Here is a 16699-nt window from a genome sequence, read left to right on the forward strand (position 1 = left end):
TTGGTTATTTAAATATATAAATTCTGAGTTTGATTATGAACGTTTTAGATTTTGTCATGGTTGGTTCTAATGATCACCAAAAATCAGGTGATTTTTATGATGCTGTTTTTGAACCTTTGAAATTAAAAAGAATTTTAAAAACAGAAAAGTATTTGGGTTATGCTCATTCAAATGATCCAGATAAAGTTCAATTTTATGTAACCCATCCTGTAAATGGTGAACCTGCAACTTTTGGAAATGGTTCACAAACTACTTTATTAGCTGACACAAAAGAAGCAGTGGATAAATTTTATGAAGTTGCAATATCAAAAGGAGCAACAGATGAAGGTGGACCGGGTGTTAGAAAAGATGGAAATTACTATGCATACGTTCGTGATTTAGATGGAAATAAGATTGCAGCAAAAAGTATTTTAACTTAAATTAAGGAGATATATGAAACTAAGTTGTCATTGTGGATCTGTAGAAGCTGAAATTAATTCTACGGTTAATGAATTAGCAAAGATTGTCAGATGTAATTGTTCAATTTGCAAAAGAAAAAATGCAACAATGGGTATGGTTAAAAACGAAGATTTTAAACTTACAAAAGGCGAGGATAAAATAAAACTTTATCAATATCATACAAAAGTTGCTAAGCATTATTTTTGCACTGAGTGTGGAATTTACACTCATCACAATCCAAGAAGTGCACCAGCTATGACTGGATTTAATTTAGGTTGTGTTGATGAAGTTAAAGTTGAAGATATAAAAGAGATAGCTCAATTTGATGGTCTTAACCATCCAATGGATCAAGAAAAATAAAAGTTTAATGCAATCTACTGCTGAGTGTTTTAAAAAAGTTAAAAGTGATTGTCTAAAATTTATTAAGTCTCAAGAAACTTCAAAAGAAAAATTTAGCAACAAAGATAAGATGTTAAAATCTTTTCTAATTCCAGTATGTTTTTGGATTGCAAAAAAAGCTAATAGTAAAAAACCTTACTTTGTTGGTTTAGCAGGAGGACAAGGAACTGGTAAAACAACAATTAGTTCAATTATAAAAATAATATTAGAAAAATATTTTAAATTAAAAGTATTTAAAATTTCTATTGATGATTTTTATAAAACAAGAAAAGAGAGATCTATTTTATCCAATAAAGTCCATCCTATGTTGATGACACGAGGAGTACCTGGAACGCATGATGCAAAAATTATGTTGGATTTCTTTAAAAAATCAAAAAGTAAAAACTTTAAATCAATAAAGTTACCTAGTTTTAACAAGGCAGTTGATGATCGATCACCTAAAAAAAGTTGGTACAATGTTAAAGAGCAACCAGATGTAATTATATTTGAGGGGTGGTGTGTTGGTGCAAGAGCTGAAGTTAATAAAACACTTAAAAAGTCAATTAATTCCCTTGAAAGAACTAAAGATCAAAATCTTACTTGGAGAAAATATGTAAACGAGCAACTAAAGACAAAATACAAAAAACTATATTCTCAATTGAATTGTCTGATTTATTTAAAAGCAAAAAACTTCAGTTTGCTTCAGAAATGGAGACTTAAACAAGAGCATAAGTTGTGGTTAAATACTAAAAATAAATCTAGTCATAAAATAATGAGTAAGGGAGACGTTATTAACTTTATGCAAACTTACCAAAGAATTACACAGAACATGTTTAAATTTGCACCAAAATATTCTACAATTATCTTAAATTTAAATAGCAACCATCAAATTAAGACAATAAAATATAATAAATGAAAAAGTTTCTAATAATTATCTTTTGTGCATTCGTTTTTCCGTTAAGTGCATTTTCAGCAACTTTAAAGGAAGCGCTTAAACAAACTTTTGATAATAATCTTGAGCTTCAAGCAGAAAGAAAAAATTTAGAAATTCAACAAGAAGTAATCAACATGTCTAGAAGTGATTTGTTACCTAACTTAACTCTTTCTAGTACAAAAAACTTTGAAGATACTAATAAACTTACAAATCAAAGTGGTGGAGATGCATCAATTACTGATACTGATACAACGACTTCCTCAATTAAACTTGAACAAACATTACTTGATGGTAGTGGAAGAAAAACAGCATATGAAAAAAGTAAGTTAGGATTAAATTTAACAGAAGCAAAATTAATTAAAAAAGAACAAGAAATTTTCTTAAGAGCTATTGAAGCATATACAGGATTAATTTTAGCTTATGAAAAATTAAATATTAATGAAGAAAACGTAAACTTACTTCAAAGACAATTTGAATTAGATAATGCAAGATTAAGTAGGGGGCAAATCACAGCATCTGATTTAGCACAATCCCAATCTTCTCTTGCAGGTGCACAAGCAAGATATATTGAAGCTCAAAATAATATTGTAACTAGTAGATTAAATTATGAAAATGTAATTGGCACTATTGCTGAAGAAGCAAAATTGAAAAAAATATATAACGCGCAAGTAACAATCCCTAAAAATTTAAGTGAAGCTAAAAAAATATCTTTAGAGAAAAGTCCTGAATTAATTATTGCTGAAATAGAATACGGACAATCAGAACTAGATGTAAAAATTGCAAGATCTGATCTTTCACCAACAGCAAAAATTTCATTAGAGAGAACTTATACCGATGATTTAAGTGCAACTTATGATGAAAGAGAAAAAGATGTCTTACAAGCAACAGTGTCTTGGCCTTTTCAATTTGGTGGAAAAAATAAATCTAATGTAAGCAAAAATCTTCAAGCAAAAGGTATGAAGAGATTATTACTAGAGAATGCGCAAAAAAATAATACGCAGTCAGTGACTTCATCTTGGTCAACTTTACAGTCTTCAAGGAGTTTTTTACAAGCTGTGCAATCACAGGTTAAAGCGTCAGAAGTTGCAACTGAAGGAATTAGCTTTGAATATGAAAGCGGATCTGGAAGATCTACTTTTGATGTTCTTCAATCTAGATCAAACTTAATAAATGCAAAAATTAATCTTGCTGAAGCTGAAAGAAGCTACTTATTAGCTCAATACAGAGTCTTAAAATCAGTAGGTCTTTTAAATAGCGACTATTTAAATCTTAAGTAATTCAGTCTTTTTTACTCATTAAAAACAAAGATCTTGCCAATGAGAACAAAATGTGTACATTTAAATCATGATTCGACTGTTAAAAAACGTAAAAAAAGAGGCAAAAAATGACGAAAAGTAACCTAAAAGTAGTTAAATCTACTAAAGATCAAGAAATGGATATTAAAGAAAAGAACAAAGCATTAGATGCTGCAATAGCTCAAATTACAGATAATTTTGGAAAAGGCTCTGTGATGAAGCTTGGCCAAAAGAGAGCTATGGATATTGAGTCTGTTTCAACAGGTTCTTTAAGTCTTGATTTAGCTTTAGGTATAGGCGGATTACCAAAAGGAAGAATTATTGAAGTATATGGACCAGAATCATCTGGAAAAACAACGTTAGCATTACAAGTTGTTGCTGAGGCTCAAAAAGCAGGTGGAATTTGTGCATTCGTTGATGCAGAGCATGCTTTAGATCCAGTTTATGCAAAAAAATTAGGTGTAAATACTGAAGAACTTTTAATCTCACAGCCAGATGCTGGTGAACAAGCATTAGAAATTGCTGATACGCTAGTAAAATCAGGCTCTATTTCAGTTATTGTAATCGACTCTGTTGCAGCCTTAACACCAAAAGCTGAGATCGAGGGAGAGATGGGAGATCACCATGTTGGTCTTCAATCAAGATTAATGAGTCAGGCTTTAAGAAAATTAACAAGTTCAATTTCAAATACAAACACAATGATGATTTTCATTAACCAAATTAGAATGAAAATTGGAGTTATGTTTGGAAGTCCTGAAACTACATCAGGTGGTAATGCACTTAAGTTTTATTCGTCTGTTAGAATGGACATTAGAAGAATTGGTGCCATCAAAGACAAAGATGAAATTATTGGTAACTCTACAAGAGTGAAGGTAGTTAAAAATAAAGTAGCTCCGCCATTTAAAGTAGTTGAATTTGATTTGATGTACGGAAGAGGAATTAGCAAGATGGGTGAATTAGTTGATCTTGGTTCCAAAGCAGATATTATTGAAAAATCAGGAGCATGGTATGCTTATAAAGGAGAGAAGATTGGTCAAGGTAGAGAGAATGCTAAGACTTATCTAGCTCAAAATCCTAAAGTTGCCGCAGAAATAGAAATGGCAATCAGGGAAAAAGCTGGTGTTATCTCTAAAAAAATAGAAGGAAACCCGATAGATCCTGAAAAATTGGAAAAAGAAAAGAAAGTAGCTGAAAAAGAAGAAGAAGCAAAAGCTGAAGCTACTCCTCCATCTAAAAAGAATTAATAGGTCATCTTTATTAATAAAAGGCGCTTAATTTAAGCGCCTTTTTTCCCGTACTGCATCTAGACATAAAATAAAAAAGCTGTATTTTAAAAATATGGCAGACAAATCTCTCAATGAAATTAGAAATACTTTCCTAAAGTATTTTGAAAAGAATGATCATCAGATTGTAGAATCTAGTAATTTGGTTCCAAATAATGATCCAACATTGATGTTTGCTAACTCTGGAATGGTTCAATTTAAGAACGTATTCACAGGTTTAGAAAAAAGAGATTATGTAAGAGCAGCTACTTCACAAAAATGTGTAAGAGCAGGTGGAAAACATAATGATTTAGAAAATGTAGGTTACACACCTCGACACCATACTTTCTTTGAGATGTTAGGAAACTTTTCATTTGGGGACTATTTTAAAGAGCAAGCAATTGATTATGCATGGAATTTAATTACCAAAGATTTTGGAATAGACAAAAATAGACTTTATGTAACTGTATTTCATGAAGATGATGAAGCCTTCAATTTTTGGAAGAAAATAGCAGGTTTTAGCGACGATAGAATAATTAGAATAGCAACTTCTGATAATTTTTGGTCAATGGGAGAGACAGGACCATGTGGACCTTGTTCAGAAATCTTTTTTGATCATGGTGATCATTTACATGGAGGATTACCTGGCACTAAAGATGAAGATGGAGACAGATTTATTGAAATTTGGAACTTAGTCTTCATGCAATTTGAACAAGTTACAAAAGATAAAAGAATAAATCTTCCAAAACCATCTGTTGATACAGGGATGGGTTTAGAGAGGATTGCTGCTTTGCTACAAGGCACTCATGATAATTATGAAACAGATCATTTTAAAAAAATAATTAATTCAGCTTCGGATATAATTAAAATTAAATCAGATAAATCTAATTTATCTAGTTTTAGAGTTATTGCTGATCACTTAAGAGCCAGTTCATTTTTAATTGCTGAAGGAGTATTGCCATCTAATGAAGGAAGAGGGTATGTGCTTCGAAGAATTATGAGAAGAGGGATGAGACACTCTCATTTATTAGGAGCCAAGGATCCAGTATTTTCAAAATTGTTTGATACCCTATTAAATGAAATGTCAGGAAATTATCCTGAACTAAAAAGAGCAGAGTCTTTGATTAAAGAAACTTTAAAGATGGAAGAAGAGAAATTTTTAGTTCTTTTAGATAGAGGAATTAAAATTTTAAATGATGAAATTTCTAAAATAGATAAAGTTTTACCAGGTGACATTGCCTTTAAACTTTATGAAACTTATGGTTTTCCGATTGATCTTACAGAAGATATTTTAAAATCAAAATCTTTAGAATTTGATAAAGAAAGATTTGGCGAGTTGATGAGAGAGAGTATTGAGCTCGCAAGAAAAAATTGGAAAGGATCTGGAGATAGTGCAGTTGAGCAAGTTTGGTATGGTGTAAAAGAAAAACATGGAGCTACAGAATTTTTAGGGTATGAAAATGATCAAGCACAAGGAGTGATAAAATCTCTTCTTAAAAACCATAGAGAGGTTGATACTTTAAATGCTGGAGATGAGGGTATCATTGTTGTTAATCAAACTCCATTTTATGCTGAATCTGGAGGTCAAGTTGGGGACACAGGAATGATTATTAAGGATGAATTTGAATTTGAAGTAACAGATGTTCAAAAGAAATTGGGAGATCTATTTGTTCATTACGGAAAAGTCAAAAAAGGTTCAATAAAATTAGAGCAAGATGTTGAAATGAAAATTAATATTGAGAAAAGAAATGATACAAGAGCATATCATTCAGCAACTCATTTATTACATGAGTCTTTAAGACGAGTTTTAGGTCCGCACGTTACTCAAAAGGGATCTCTTGTTGAGCCAGAAAGGTTAAGATTTGATTTTAGCCATATGAGGCCAATTTCAAATGATGAGATGGTAAAAATAGAAAGTCATGTAAATGATATGATTTCTAAACAATCAGATGTAACCACAAGAATAATGACACCTAAAGAGGCAGTTGATAATGGAGCTTTGGCTTTATTTGGTGAGAAATATGGAGATGAAGTAAGAGTATTATCGATGGGGGATGAAGGAGAAAAATACTTTTCAACTGAGTTATGTGGTGGAACACATGTAAAAAACACTGGTGATATTGGCAAATTTAAAATTATTAGCCAATCATCAATTGCCGCAGGAGTTAGAAGAGTAGAGGCTTTAAGAGATAAGCAGTTAGATGATTATCTTAAAAATAAAGAGAAAATGTTAAACTTATCATCTGAAAAAGATGATGAACAAATCAATGAATTAAGTAAGCAAATCTCAGAACTTGGTGGAAAACCTAATTTAGATGAAACTGATAAAAAAGTTTTAATCAAAAATTTAAATAAACAATTGGAAACTTTATCAGTTAATTCAATTTTACAAGACCAATCCAAAAATAAAGTTAATGATCAAGATGTTAATGGGGTCAAAGTAAGATTTCAAAATGTTGAAGATCTTCCACCTAAAGAATTAAGAAAACTTGTAGATAAAGGCAAAAAAGAATTGGGTGAAGGTATTGTAATTGTTTTTGCAAGCAAAGATGACAAAGTCGGTATTGCTGTAGGTGTAACTGAAAAATTAACTGACAAATTTGATGCAGTAAAATTTGTAAAAGCAGGTTCAGAAGTAATCGGAGGTAAAGGAGGTGGTGGAAGAAAAGACTTTGCTCAAGCAGGTGGTCAAGACCAATCCAAAATAAATGATGCTTTTGAAAAAATTAAATCTTTAATTTAATTTCTTTTTAAGATTACCATCAATTTCATCTAAAAACTGATTAGTAGTTAAAAACTTACTATTTGGTCCAACAAGAATTGCCAAATCTTTTGTCATCGAACCATTTTCAACACACTCTATGCATACAGCTTCCAATGTTTGAGCAAATTTAATTAATTCTTGGTTGTTATCTAATTTTCCTCTGTGAGCCAATCCTCTTGTCCATGCAAATATGGATGCAATAGGATTTGTGGAAGTTTCTTTTCCTTGTTGATGCATTCTATAGTGTCTAGTAACAGTTCCATGGGCAGCTTCAGCTTCCATCACTTTTCCATCAGGAGTTAACAGAGTACTTGTCATTAATCCTAGTGATCCATAACCTTGAGCCATAGTATCAGACTGGACATCACCATCATAATTTTTGCAAGCCCAGATATATTTCCCGCTCCATTTCATTGCACATGCAACCATGTCATCAATTAATCTGTGTTCGTAAGTTAATTTATGTTTTTCAAATTCTTCTTTGTATTCGTTGTCAAAAACTTCTTGGAAAATATCTTTAAATCTTCCATCGTATTGTTTTAGAATTGTATTTTTTGTAGACATATAGACTGGCCACTTTTTAATTAATCCATAGCTAAAGCATGATTTTGCAAAGTCTTGAATAGATTTGTCTAAATTATACATTGATAGTGCTACACCAGGACCAGTGAAATTAAAAACTTCATATTTTATTTCTTCTTTTCCATCTTCAGAAGTCCATTTAACTTCCATTTTACCTTTACCAGGTACTTTAAAATCAGTTGCTCTATATTGATCACCAAAAGCATGTCTTCCAATAATTACAGGATCTGTCCATGAAGGAACTAACTTTGGAATATTTTTGCAAATTATAGGTTCTCTAAAAACTGTCCCACCAATAATGTTTCTGATTGTTCCATTTGGAGATCTCCACATTTTTTTTAAATCAAATTCTTTTACTCTTGCTTCATCAGGAGTGATAGTTGCACATTTAATTCCAACACCAATTTTTTTGATTGCATTTGCTGAGTCAATTGTGATCTGGTCATCAGTATTGTCTCTACTTTTCATCCCAAGATCGTAATATTCAATACCTAGATCGATATAAGGAAGGATTAATTTATTTTTAATAAATTCCCAAATAATTCGAGTCATTTCATCGCCATCTAACTCGACAACTGGGTTATTTACCTTGATTTTGCTCATTAAATTAAATTTATCTTATTAATTGAATTTGATTGGTTTATATACATATTAATCGAAAATTAGCAAATAGAAGAATATGTTTACCAAGATATTTCCAAAGATACACACAGAGGGTTACAAGTTTATTGTAATCGCAGGTTTCATAACAATCATCTTGCTATTAGTAAATGGATTTTTAGGATTAATCGGATTGTTATTAACTATATGGGTTTATTATTTCTTCAGAGACCCTGAAAGAATAATCATAGGAGATGATAATTATCTAGTAAGTCCAGCGGACGGAGAGGTAATTAAAGTTGAAGAGGCAGATGGACCAAAAGAATTAAATTTAGAAAACAAGAAATTTAAAAAGATTAGTATTTTCATGAATGTATTTGATTGTCATGTAAATAGAACACCTTGTTCGGGAAAAGTTGAAGATATTTTGTATAAGCCAGGAAAGTTTTTAAATGCTTCATTCGATAAAGCGAGTGAAGACAATGAGAGAAATTATTATAAATTAAAAGACAATCATGGAAATGATATTGTCATAGTTCAAATAGCAGGTTTAGTCGCTAGAAGAATTGTGTGTGAGACTAATAAGGATCAAACATTAAACCAAGGTGATAGAATTGGAATGATAAGATTTGGAAGTAGAGCAGATGTGTATTATGAAAATTATGAACCATTGGTTAAAATTGGTCAAACTGCTATTTCAGGGGAAACTCTATTAGCTAAAAGATAGATATGCAACAACCCAAAAAAAATTTTAAAATAGTTCCTGAAAAGAGGAGTGCTAGAGTAATTTTACCCAACATGTTGACACTTATAGGTGTTTGTATTGGTCTTACTTCTATAAGATTTGCTTTAGATGGAAGATATGAGTTTGCAATTATTGCAATAATTATAGCAGCTGTAATTGATGGACTAGATGGAAGAATAGCAAGATTGATCAAAGGCACATCAAAAGTTGGAAAAGAATTAGATTCTTTGACTGATATGATAAGCTTTGGAGTTGCTCCTGCTTTTATAATGTATTTTTGGAAATTAAATGAACTTGGAAGGTTTGGATGGTTAGTTTGTTTAATATATGTAATTTGCGTTGCATTAAGATTGGCACGTTTCAATGTAAATACAGGAGGTGAACCATCTTGGAGAGATAATTTTTTTGAGGGTGTCCCATCCCCAGCTGGCGGAATTTTAGTATTAACACCACTGATTTTTAGTATGTCTAGTATTGAATTATTTAAAATAGACTATCAGATTATTGTACCATTATTTTTTATCGTCACCTCTTTTTTATTGATTAGTAAGTTTCCAAGCTATTCATTTAAAAAAATTGTAATTCAAAGAAAAGCAACAATTTTCTTATTATTTGGAATTGTTCTATTTTTTGGACTATTATTAATATACCCTTTTAATGTGATTTCTGTGAGTGCTTTAATTTATTTAACTATGCTTCCAATAAGCTTTTTTCATTATCAAAAACTTAAAAAACAAAACGAAGGTCAGAATTATGACGATGAAGATGACGATCTTGAAGATGTATTGTAATGAAAAAAAATACCATTGTTTCTTTAGCAGACTCTAATTATTTCCCTTTATTAGATGAATTAATAGACTCTATCAAACAGTTCGAAGCGAGCAAAGATACTGCAATATGTGTTTTGGATGCTGGATTATCAGAAGAACAAAAAAATAAATTATTATCTAAAGTAGATGAAATTAAATCTGCAGAGTGGGATATTAAAGTTCCTGAAAGCAAAATTAAAGGAAGAGAGTGGTTAAAAAGTCAAGTTTCAAGGGCATTTCTCCCAAAATATTTTCCTAATTATGAAAAATATCTATGGATTGATTGTGATGCTTGGGTCAATGATTGGCAAACAATAGAATTGTATTTTAAAGCATGTGATGACAATAAATTGGGAATAACCCAAACTATTGGACCAGGTTATAAAATTACCTCAAAAGTAAATTGGGTTTTTGGAAAACTCGCAATAATTAAATCTCAAAATTTTAAACATGCAGTAAATTCTAAAATTAATTTGGACAAAGCTAGGAAATTAGCTTTTGCACCTCATATAAATATAGGTGTTTTTTCTTTAGAAAAAAATTCTAAATCTTGGGAAATTTGGCAAAATAATCTCAGAGAAACTTTAAAAGGTGGAGATATTTTTGGCTCTGAACAACTTGCAATGAACATTTCTGTTTATCACGACAATATTGAAACAGAATTTTTACCTTTAAATTGTAATTGGATAACAAGCAATCTTTTACCAAAATTTGATGAGGTAAATAATACTTTTGTTGAACCTTACTTACCTAATTACAAAATTGGAATAATGCATCTTGCTGCTGGCATTTGGAAAGACAATCAAGACATGAGAGTAAATAAAGATATTAAAATAGAAATCAAAACTCTTGATGGCAAGAAATTAAATAAAAGCTTAAGATTTGAAAATTAATTGAAAAAAAATAAAATTTCAAAAAATTGGGTTAACAAACAGCGAAGAGATACATACGTAAGACAATCAAAAGTTGATGGTTATAGAGCGAGATCTGCATACAAACTTATAGAAATTGACGAAAAATTTAAAATTTTTAAAGGTGGATTAACTGTTATTGATATTGGAGCTGCCCCTGGAAGCTGGTCTCAATATGCAAATAAAGTTTCTAAAAATGGGAAATTAATTTCAATTGATTTAAAAAAGATGGAGCCAATTGGCTCTAGTCTTCAAATACAGGGTGATTTCACTGAAGAAGGAGTTCAAGAAGAAATAAAAAAAAATACAACGTCTAAAGTGGATGTTGTCATGTCAGACATGGCTGTAAATACTACAGGAATTAAAAATATTGATTCAATTCAAACAGGAGAACTTTGTAAAGAAGCAATGGTATTTGCAAAAGATTTATTGAATGAAAATGGTTATTTTATTTCTAAAATCTTTATGGGTGGAACTTTCAACGAAATAGTCGCAGAAGGTAAAAAATATTTTAAAGAAGTTAAGGTTTTTAAACCTAAATCGAGTAGAAAAGATTCAAAAGAAAGTTTTATAATTTGTAAAAAACTTAGATAGAGACTTTAAAATTAAAAGGAATCGTATATAAAAGATCATGGTTCCTATAAAAGAAGCACTCACCTTTGACGATGTTACGTTGGCCCCGAAGTACTCGGAGATATTGCCATCTGAAGTAAATACATCAGTAAACTTAACGAAAAATTTAAAACTTAAAATCCCACTTTTGTCTTCTGCAATGGACACTGTTACAGAAAGCAATATGGCAATAGCAATTGGTAAAGCTGGAGGAATTGGAGTTATTCACAGAAATTTAGATATCCAAAAACAAATATTAGAAATTAAAAAAGTAAAAAAACAAAAATTATTAGTTGGTGCAGCTGTTGGAGCATCAATTGCTGAATTTGATAGAGCTAAAGCTATACTTAAAGAAGGTGTTGATTTAATTGTAGTAGATACAGCTCACGGACATACCAAAAAAGTGGGAGAAATAGTTAAATATATAAAAAAAATTAAAAGTAAGAAAGTCGCTTTATGTGCTGGAAATATTGCAACACCTGAAGCAGCAAAATTTTTAATTAATTTAGGGGTAGATATTATTAAAGTTGGTATTGGACCAGGATCAATCTGTACAACAAGGTTAGTTGCTGGAATAGGTGTTCCACAGTTAAGTGCAATTTTATCTGTAAGAAATGGACTTAAAAATAAAAATGTAAAAATAATTTCTGATGGTGGAATAAAATATTCTGGCGATCTGGCAAAAGCTTTTGCAGCAGGTGCGGATGCTGTAATGATAGGTTCTTTATTTGCAGGTACAGATGAAACACCTGGTAAATTAATTAAGAAAAATGGAAAATTATTTAAAAGCTTTAGAGGGATGGGTTCTGTAGGAGCTATGAATAAAGGTTCAGCAGATAGGTATTTTCAAACTAAGCAAAAAGATACATCCAAGTATGTTCCAGAGGGAGTAGAAGGTTTTGTAAAATACAAAGGTGATGTTGGCAGTATTATATTTAAATTAATTGGAGGCCTTAAATCGTCTATGGGTTATCTTGGTTCAAAAGAGATTGTGAAATTGAGAAACAAACCACAATTTGTTAAAATTACTAAAGCTGGATTTTATGAAAGTATGGTTCATAATGTAGATGTAATTAAAAATGATAGTAAATATTAATGGATAAAATTTTGAAATTTATTTCACTGGTTGTTTTAATTGTTTCGTTTCAATCTAATTCTTTTTCAAAGGAAAATTTTTTTAATGAAGCAATTAAATTGTATGAAAAAGAAAAATATGAGGATGCAAGATTTTTATTTGAGAGAAATATTGTATTTAATCCAAAGGATGCAAATTCATATTTGTATTTAGCAAAAATTTATAATCACGAGGAAGATCAAAGAAAAGAAGAATACAACTTAGAAACCACTTTATTAATTGATCCTCAAAATGAAGAAGCTATTTTAATGCTAATGAAAATTGCACTTGAAAAATCTAATTATGATAAAGTTAAAGAATTATCTGAAACATTTGTTCAAGTATGTAAGTCATTATGTAATGAAAATAATGAAATTTTAGAGTCTTTAAAAAATCTAGAACCAAGTAATGAGTCTTGATAATAGCCTTAACAAAATCTTAATTGTAGATTTTGGTTCACAATTTACACAATTAATAGCAAGAAGAATTAGAGAACTTGGAGTATTCTCAGATATTGTAAGTCATAAAAAAATTAAAATTAATCAAATTAATCAAAGTGTAAAAGGTATAATTTTATCAGGAGGTCCTCTCAATGTTTATCAAATTAATAAGTACTCATTTGACAAAAAAATTTTAGAACTAAATATTCCTGTTCTTGGTATTTGTTTTGGACACCAAATATTGTCAAAACTTAATGGAGGAAGAGTAAAACAATCAAAGCACCGTGAATTTGGTTTAGCAAATGTAATTAAAAAAAATAATAGTCTCTTAACTAATAATTTTTTTGGTACAAAAAAATCTAAAGTGGTCTGGATGAGCCATGCTGATCAAGTATCTAAATTACCTAAAAATTTTAAAGTAATTGCATCAAGCTCAAATTCTAAATTTGCAATTGTAGAAAATAAAATCAAAAATTTTTATGGTGTGCAGTTTCACCCAGAGGTAACACATACAGAAAGTGGAAAAAAACTGATTAGTAATTTTATTTTTCTTATTTGTAAAATTAAGAAAAATTGGTCTTCAAAAGATCAAAAAGTACAATTAATTAAAGATGTAAGATCTCAAGTTGGAGACAATAAAGTTATTTGTGCATTATCAGGTGGTGTAGATAGTAGTGTCGTTGCTCAGTTATTGAACAAAGCAATAGGTAAAAAACTATATTGTATTTTTGTAAACACTGGATTGCTTAGAAAAAACGAAGAAGTTCAGGTTGTTCAAACTTTTAAAAAAAGATTAAAAATGAATTTAATCTACGTGAATGCTGAAAAGGAATTTTTAAGTAAATTAAAAAATGTTTCTGATCCAGAGAGAAAAAGAAAAATAATAGGAAATCTATTCATTAAAATTTTTGAAAGGTATGCAAAGAAAATAAAAAATGTAAAATTTTTAGCACAAGGAACGTTGTACCCAGATTTAATCGAAAGTAAGTCTGTTACAGGGAGTCAAACTTCGAAAATAAAGTCTCACCATAATGTGGGTGGTTTACCTAAAAAAATGAACTTAAAGTTAGTAGAGCCATTAAAATTTCTATTTAAAGATGAAGTTAGAAAATTAGGTTTAGAGTTAAATTTAAGTCAAGAAATAATTTCACGACATCCATTTCCTGGCCCAGGTTTAGCAATCAGAATGCCTGGCATAATTACTAATGAAAAAATTAAAATTTTAAAAGAAGCTGATCATTATTTTATTCAAGCTTTAAGAGATCATGGACTTTATCACAAAATTTGGCAAGCTTATGCAGCATTACTTCCAGTTAAAACAGTTGGAGTTATGGGTGATAATAGAACATATGAATATTTATGTTTACTTAGAGCAATTACCTCTGAAGATGGAATGACTGCAGACTTTTATGAATTTAAAAAATCATTTATGCAAACTATTTCTAACAAAATTGTTAATAGCATAAGAGGAATTAATAGAGTTGTGTATGATATTACTTCTAAGCCTCCAAGTACTATTGAATTAGAGTAATTTTAATTATAAAAACACCTTATGAAATATTTACATACAATGATCAGAATTAAGGATGTAGATGAATCTTTGAGATTCTTCTGTGAAGGACTTGGTTTAAAAGAAACAAGAAGAATGGAAAATGAAAAAGGAAGATTTACTTTAATTTTTCTTGCAGCTCCTAATGATGACAAAGCAGAAATTGAGCTCACATATAATTGGGATGGGGATGAACTAGGAGAAGGTTCAAGAAATTTTGGTCATCTTGCATATAGAGTAGATAATATTTACGAAACTTGCCAAAGATTAATGGACATGGGTTATACTATAAACAGACCACCAAGAGATGGTCATATGGCATTTGTTAGATCACCTGATAAAATTTCAATAGAAATATTACAAGAAGGTAATTTAGAACCAAAAGAACCTTGGTCCTCTATGGAGAATACAGGTACCTGGTAACATTTTTTAATGTGGATTGAGAAGTTTAACAAACCATATAAAGAGAAAATTAAAAAATTAACTTTTAACTTTGCAGATATTAAAAAAGGTGAAACAATGCTAGTGTCGTCACCATCATCGATTGCTAATTTCATAAAAAAAATTCCAAAAGGAAAAAAAAAGACAGTTGTTGAAATGAGAAACGCATTGGCAAAAAAAGCTAAAGCAAACAAAACATGTCCTGTTTCTACAGGAATATTTTTGAGAATTGCTATAGAAGCATCATTAGAGGAACAAAGTAAAAGAAAATTAAAAAAACCCAACCTTCCTTTTTGGAGAATTATTGATGAAAAAACTGCAGTTGCAAAAAAACTATCTATATCTAAAAAGCTCTTAAATACTTATATAAATCAAGAATTAAGAAATGAATAAAATTAAAAATTTTGTAAGAAAAAAAAATAAATCAAAAATAGTTAGTCTAACTGCTTATTCAAAAAATATCGCTTCAGTTTTAGATAATTATTGTGATCTAATTTTAGTGGGGGATTCCCTTGGGTCAGTTTTATATAATTATAAGTCTACTAGAGAAGTAACTTTAAATACTATGATTGAACACTCCAAGAGTGTTCGTATGGGCATTAAAAAAAGTTTAATGATTGTTGATATGCCCCACAATACTTATCGTAATTCTAAAGAGGCATTGAAAAATGCAAAATTAATTATGAAAAAAACCAAATGTGACGGGGTCAAATTAGAGGGAGGAAAGAAAATTATAAATACAGTTAAAATTTTAGTTAAAAATAATATACCTGTAATGGGTCATATAGGAGTTTTACCTCAGTCAGATAAAACATTTAAATTTAAAGGTAAGAAACAAAGCGAAAAAGAAAACATTATGAGAGACGCAAAGTTACTTGAAGAAGCTGGTTCATTTTGTATGGTTTTAGAGTGTGTTCAAACATCATTAGCAAAACAAGTAACTAAAAATATTAGCATTCCAACAATTGGGATAGGAGCATCTAATAATTGTGATGGACAGATTTTGGTATTCGATGATTTAATAGGTTTAAATCCAATCAAATTTAGATTTGTTAAGAAATATACAAATATAAAAACAGAAATATCAAAAGCAGTATCTAAGTATGCAGCTGAGGTTAAAAAAAGAAAATTTCCCTCAAAAAAATACTCTTTTAACTAAAAATATTTTTTAAATTCTTCGTTAATATTGAGTATCTCGAGATCTACCAAACCACCTATAATTAATTGTAGACCAACAACTAAAATAAATATTAAACCAATGTAAGCTATCCAAATATGTTTTTGAATATAATTAGCCATATAAGTAGCTAATGCACCAGTAAGAATGACCGATAGGACAAGACCAAAAATCATATAGCCAAAATATCCTTGAGCTGCAGCAACAACACCTATAACATTGTCAAAACTAATCATCAGATCAGCAAATAGCACTTTACCTATACTATTTATGTACGATGGTTGTTTTGTTTTTTTAACTGAAGGTTTTATATTTTTTATATCAACAAGATCTTTTCTTAAATCATTAACTATCCATACCAGCAATAATCCACCTAAAATTTTTATAAAATAAAATTCAAATAAAAAAGTAGCAAAGATTGCAAAAAAGATTTTAAAAACAAACGCTCCAATTACACCCCATAAAATAATTTGTTTTCTATTTTTGGGTACAAAATTTGATGCAATAGAACCAACGATCACTGCATTATCTGCAGTTAAGATAATAGTAATAAAAATAATTTGGGTTAGAATTATGAGCTCTTCAATCAAGATGTCTAATTATTATTTTAATTTAACAAGATTGCAATCAAAAGAATAAAAAAAAGGC

At 29.8% G+C, this 16699-nt stretch carries 18 protein-coding genes; 16 read left to right on the plus strand and 2 right to left on the minus strand.

Going from position 1 to position 16699, the window contains the following annotated elements:
• Nucleotides 1–35 precede the first annotated feature (35 nt).
• The 6 genes from ACTTBE_RS07530 (at nt 36) to alaS (ending at nt 7050) form a co-directional block, all read left to right on the plus strand.
• Entirely contained in the window at nt 36–419 is a 384-nt protein-coding gene (locus ACTTBE_RS07530; protein WP_440677806.1) for a VOC family protein, read from the plus strand.
• Between the two features lie 13 nt (nt 420–432).
• Nucleotides 433–798, plus strand: coding sequence for a GFA family protein (locus tag ACTTBE_RS07535; protein ID WP_262589637.1), 366 nt, complete (start codon nt 433–435; stop codon nt 796–798).
• Nucleotides 764–1732: a uridine kinase gene (locus ACTTBE_RS07540; RefSeq protein WP_440677807.1), complete on the plus strand. Its 969-nt coding sequence runs from the start codon at nt 764–766 to the stop codon at nt 1730–1732. Before ACTTBE_RS07535 ends, ACTTBE_RS07540 begins: the two co-directional genes overlap by 35 nt.
• Nucleotides 1729–3027 (plus strand): TolC family protein, encoded by a 1299-nt coding sequence (locus tag ACTTBE_RS07545; protein ID WP_440677808.1) that lies wholly within the window; start codon nt 1729–1731, stop codon nt 3025–3027. Before ACTTBE_RS07540 ends, ACTTBE_RS07545 begins: the two co-directional genes overlap by 4 nt.
• A 107-nt stretch (nt 3028–3134) precedes the next feature.
• Nucleotides 3135–4289 (plus strand): recombinase RecA, encoded by a 1155-nt coding sequence (recA, locus tag ACTTBE_RS07550; RefSeq protein WP_440613910.1) that lies wholly within the window; start codon nt 3135–3137, stop codon nt 4287–4289.
• 94 nt (nt 4290–4383) lie between these two features.
• Nucleotides 4384–7050, plus strand: a complete 2667-nt coding sequence (alaS, locus tag ACTTBE_RS07555; RefSeq protein ID WP_440677809.1) for an alanine--tRNA ligase — start codon at nt 4384–4386, stop codon at nt 7048–7050.
• Here the strand turns inward: alaS and ACTTBE_RS07560 are convergent.
• Nucleotides 7042–8256, minus strand: a complete 1215-nt coding sequence (locus ACTTBE_RS07560; RefSeq protein WP_440677810.1) for an NADP-dependent isocitrate dehydrogenase — start codon at nt 8254–8256, stop codon at nt 7042–7044. The two genes, alaS and ACTTBE_RS07560, sit on opposite strands and share 9 nt — an antisense overlap.
• 76 nt (nt 8257–8332) lie before the next feature.
• On the opposite strand from ACTTBE_RS07560, the gene ACTTBE_RS07565 reads away from it, so the two are divergent.
• From ACTTBE_RS07565 to panB, 10 genes are read left to right on the plus strand one after another with little or no spacing between them, the layout of a single operon-like run.
• Nucleotides 8333–8980 (plus strand): phosphatidylserine decarboxylase, encoded by a 648-nt coding sequence (locus ACTTBE_RS07565; RefSeq protein ID WP_440677811.1) that lies wholly within the window; start codon nt 8333–8335, stop codon nt 8978–8980.
• A 2-nt stretch (nt 8981–8982) separates the two neighbouring features.
• Nucleotides 8983–9789, plus strand: a complete 807-nt coding sequence (gene pssA, locus ACTTBE_RS07570; RefSeq protein WP_440677812.1) for a CDP-diacylglycerol--serine O-phosphatidyltransferase — start codon at nt 8983–8985, stop codon at nt 9787–9789.
• A complete protein-coding gene (locus tag ACTTBE_RS07575) occupies nt 9789–10700 on the plus strand; it encodes a glycosyltransferase (protein WP_440677813.1) in 912 nt (303 codons plus the stop codon). The genes pssA and ACTTBE_RS07575 overlap by 1 nt, the downstream gene beginning before the upstream one ends.
• Nucleotides 10701–11312: an RlmE family RNA methyltransferase gene (locus tag ACTTBE_RS07580; RefSeq protein ID WP_440677814.1), complete on the plus strand. Its 612-nt coding sequence runs from the start codon at nt 10701–10703 to the stop codon at nt 11310–11312.
• 37 nt (nt 11313–11349) lie between these two features.
• Entirely contained in the window at nt 11350–12426 is a 1077-nt protein-coding gene (guaB, locus tag ACTTBE_RS07585) for an IMP dehydrogenase (RefSeq protein ID WP_440677815.1), read from the plus strand.
• Nucleotides 12426–12863 (plus strand): tetratricopeptide repeat protein, encoded by a 438-nt coding sequence (locus tag ACTTBE_RS07590; protein ID WP_440677816.1) that lies wholly within the window; start codon nt 12426–12428, stop codon nt 12861–12863. Before guaB ends, ACTTBE_RS07590 begins: the two co-directional genes overlap by 1 nt.
• Nucleotides 12853–14415 (plus strand): glutamine-hydrolyzing GMP synthase, encoded by a 1563-nt coding sequence (gene guaA / locus ACTTBE_RS07595; protein WP_440677817.1) that lies wholly within the window; start codon nt 12853–12855, stop codon nt 14413–14415. Before ACTTBE_RS07590 ends, guaA begins: the two co-directional genes overlap by 11 nt.
• Before the next feature lie 21 nt (nt 14416–14436).
• Nucleotides 14437–14856 (plus strand): VOC family protein, encoded by a 420-nt coding sequence (locus ACTTBE_RS07600; protein WP_440647864.1) that lies wholly within the window; start codon nt 14437–14439, stop codon nt 14854–14856.
• 9 nt (nt 14857–14865) lie between these two features.
• Nucleotides 14866–15267 (plus strand): hypothetical protein, encoded by a 402-nt coding sequence (locus ACTTBE_RS07605; RefSeq protein ID WP_440677818.1) that lies wholly within the window; start codon nt 14866–14868, stop codon nt 15265–15267.
• A complete protein-coding gene (gene panB, locus ACTTBE_RS07610; protein ID WP_440677819.1) occupies nt 15260–16033 on the plus strand; it encodes a 3-methyl-2-oxobutanoate hydroxymethyltransferase in 774 nt (257 codons plus the stop codon). Before ACTTBE_RS07605 ends, panB begins: the two co-directional genes overlap by 8 nt.
• On the opposite strand, the gene ACTTBE_RS07615 is transcribed toward panB, so the two are convergent.
• On the minus strand, nt 16030–16641 hold the full coding sequence (locus tag ACTTBE_RS07615) for a YjbE family putative metal transport protein (RefSeq protein ID WP_440677820.1): 612 nt from the start codon (nt 16639–16641) through the stop codon (nt 16030–16032). The two genes, panB and ACTTBE_RS07615, sit on opposite strands and share 4 nt — an antisense overlap.
• Between the last annotated feature and the right edge of the window lie 58 nt (nt 16642–16699).

It is taken from the genome of Candidatus Pelagibacter sp. HIMB1587 (assembly GCF_052047775.1).
Lineage (GTDB): Bacteria > Pseudomonadota > Alphaproteobacteria > Pelagibacterales > Pelagibacteraceae > Pelagibacter.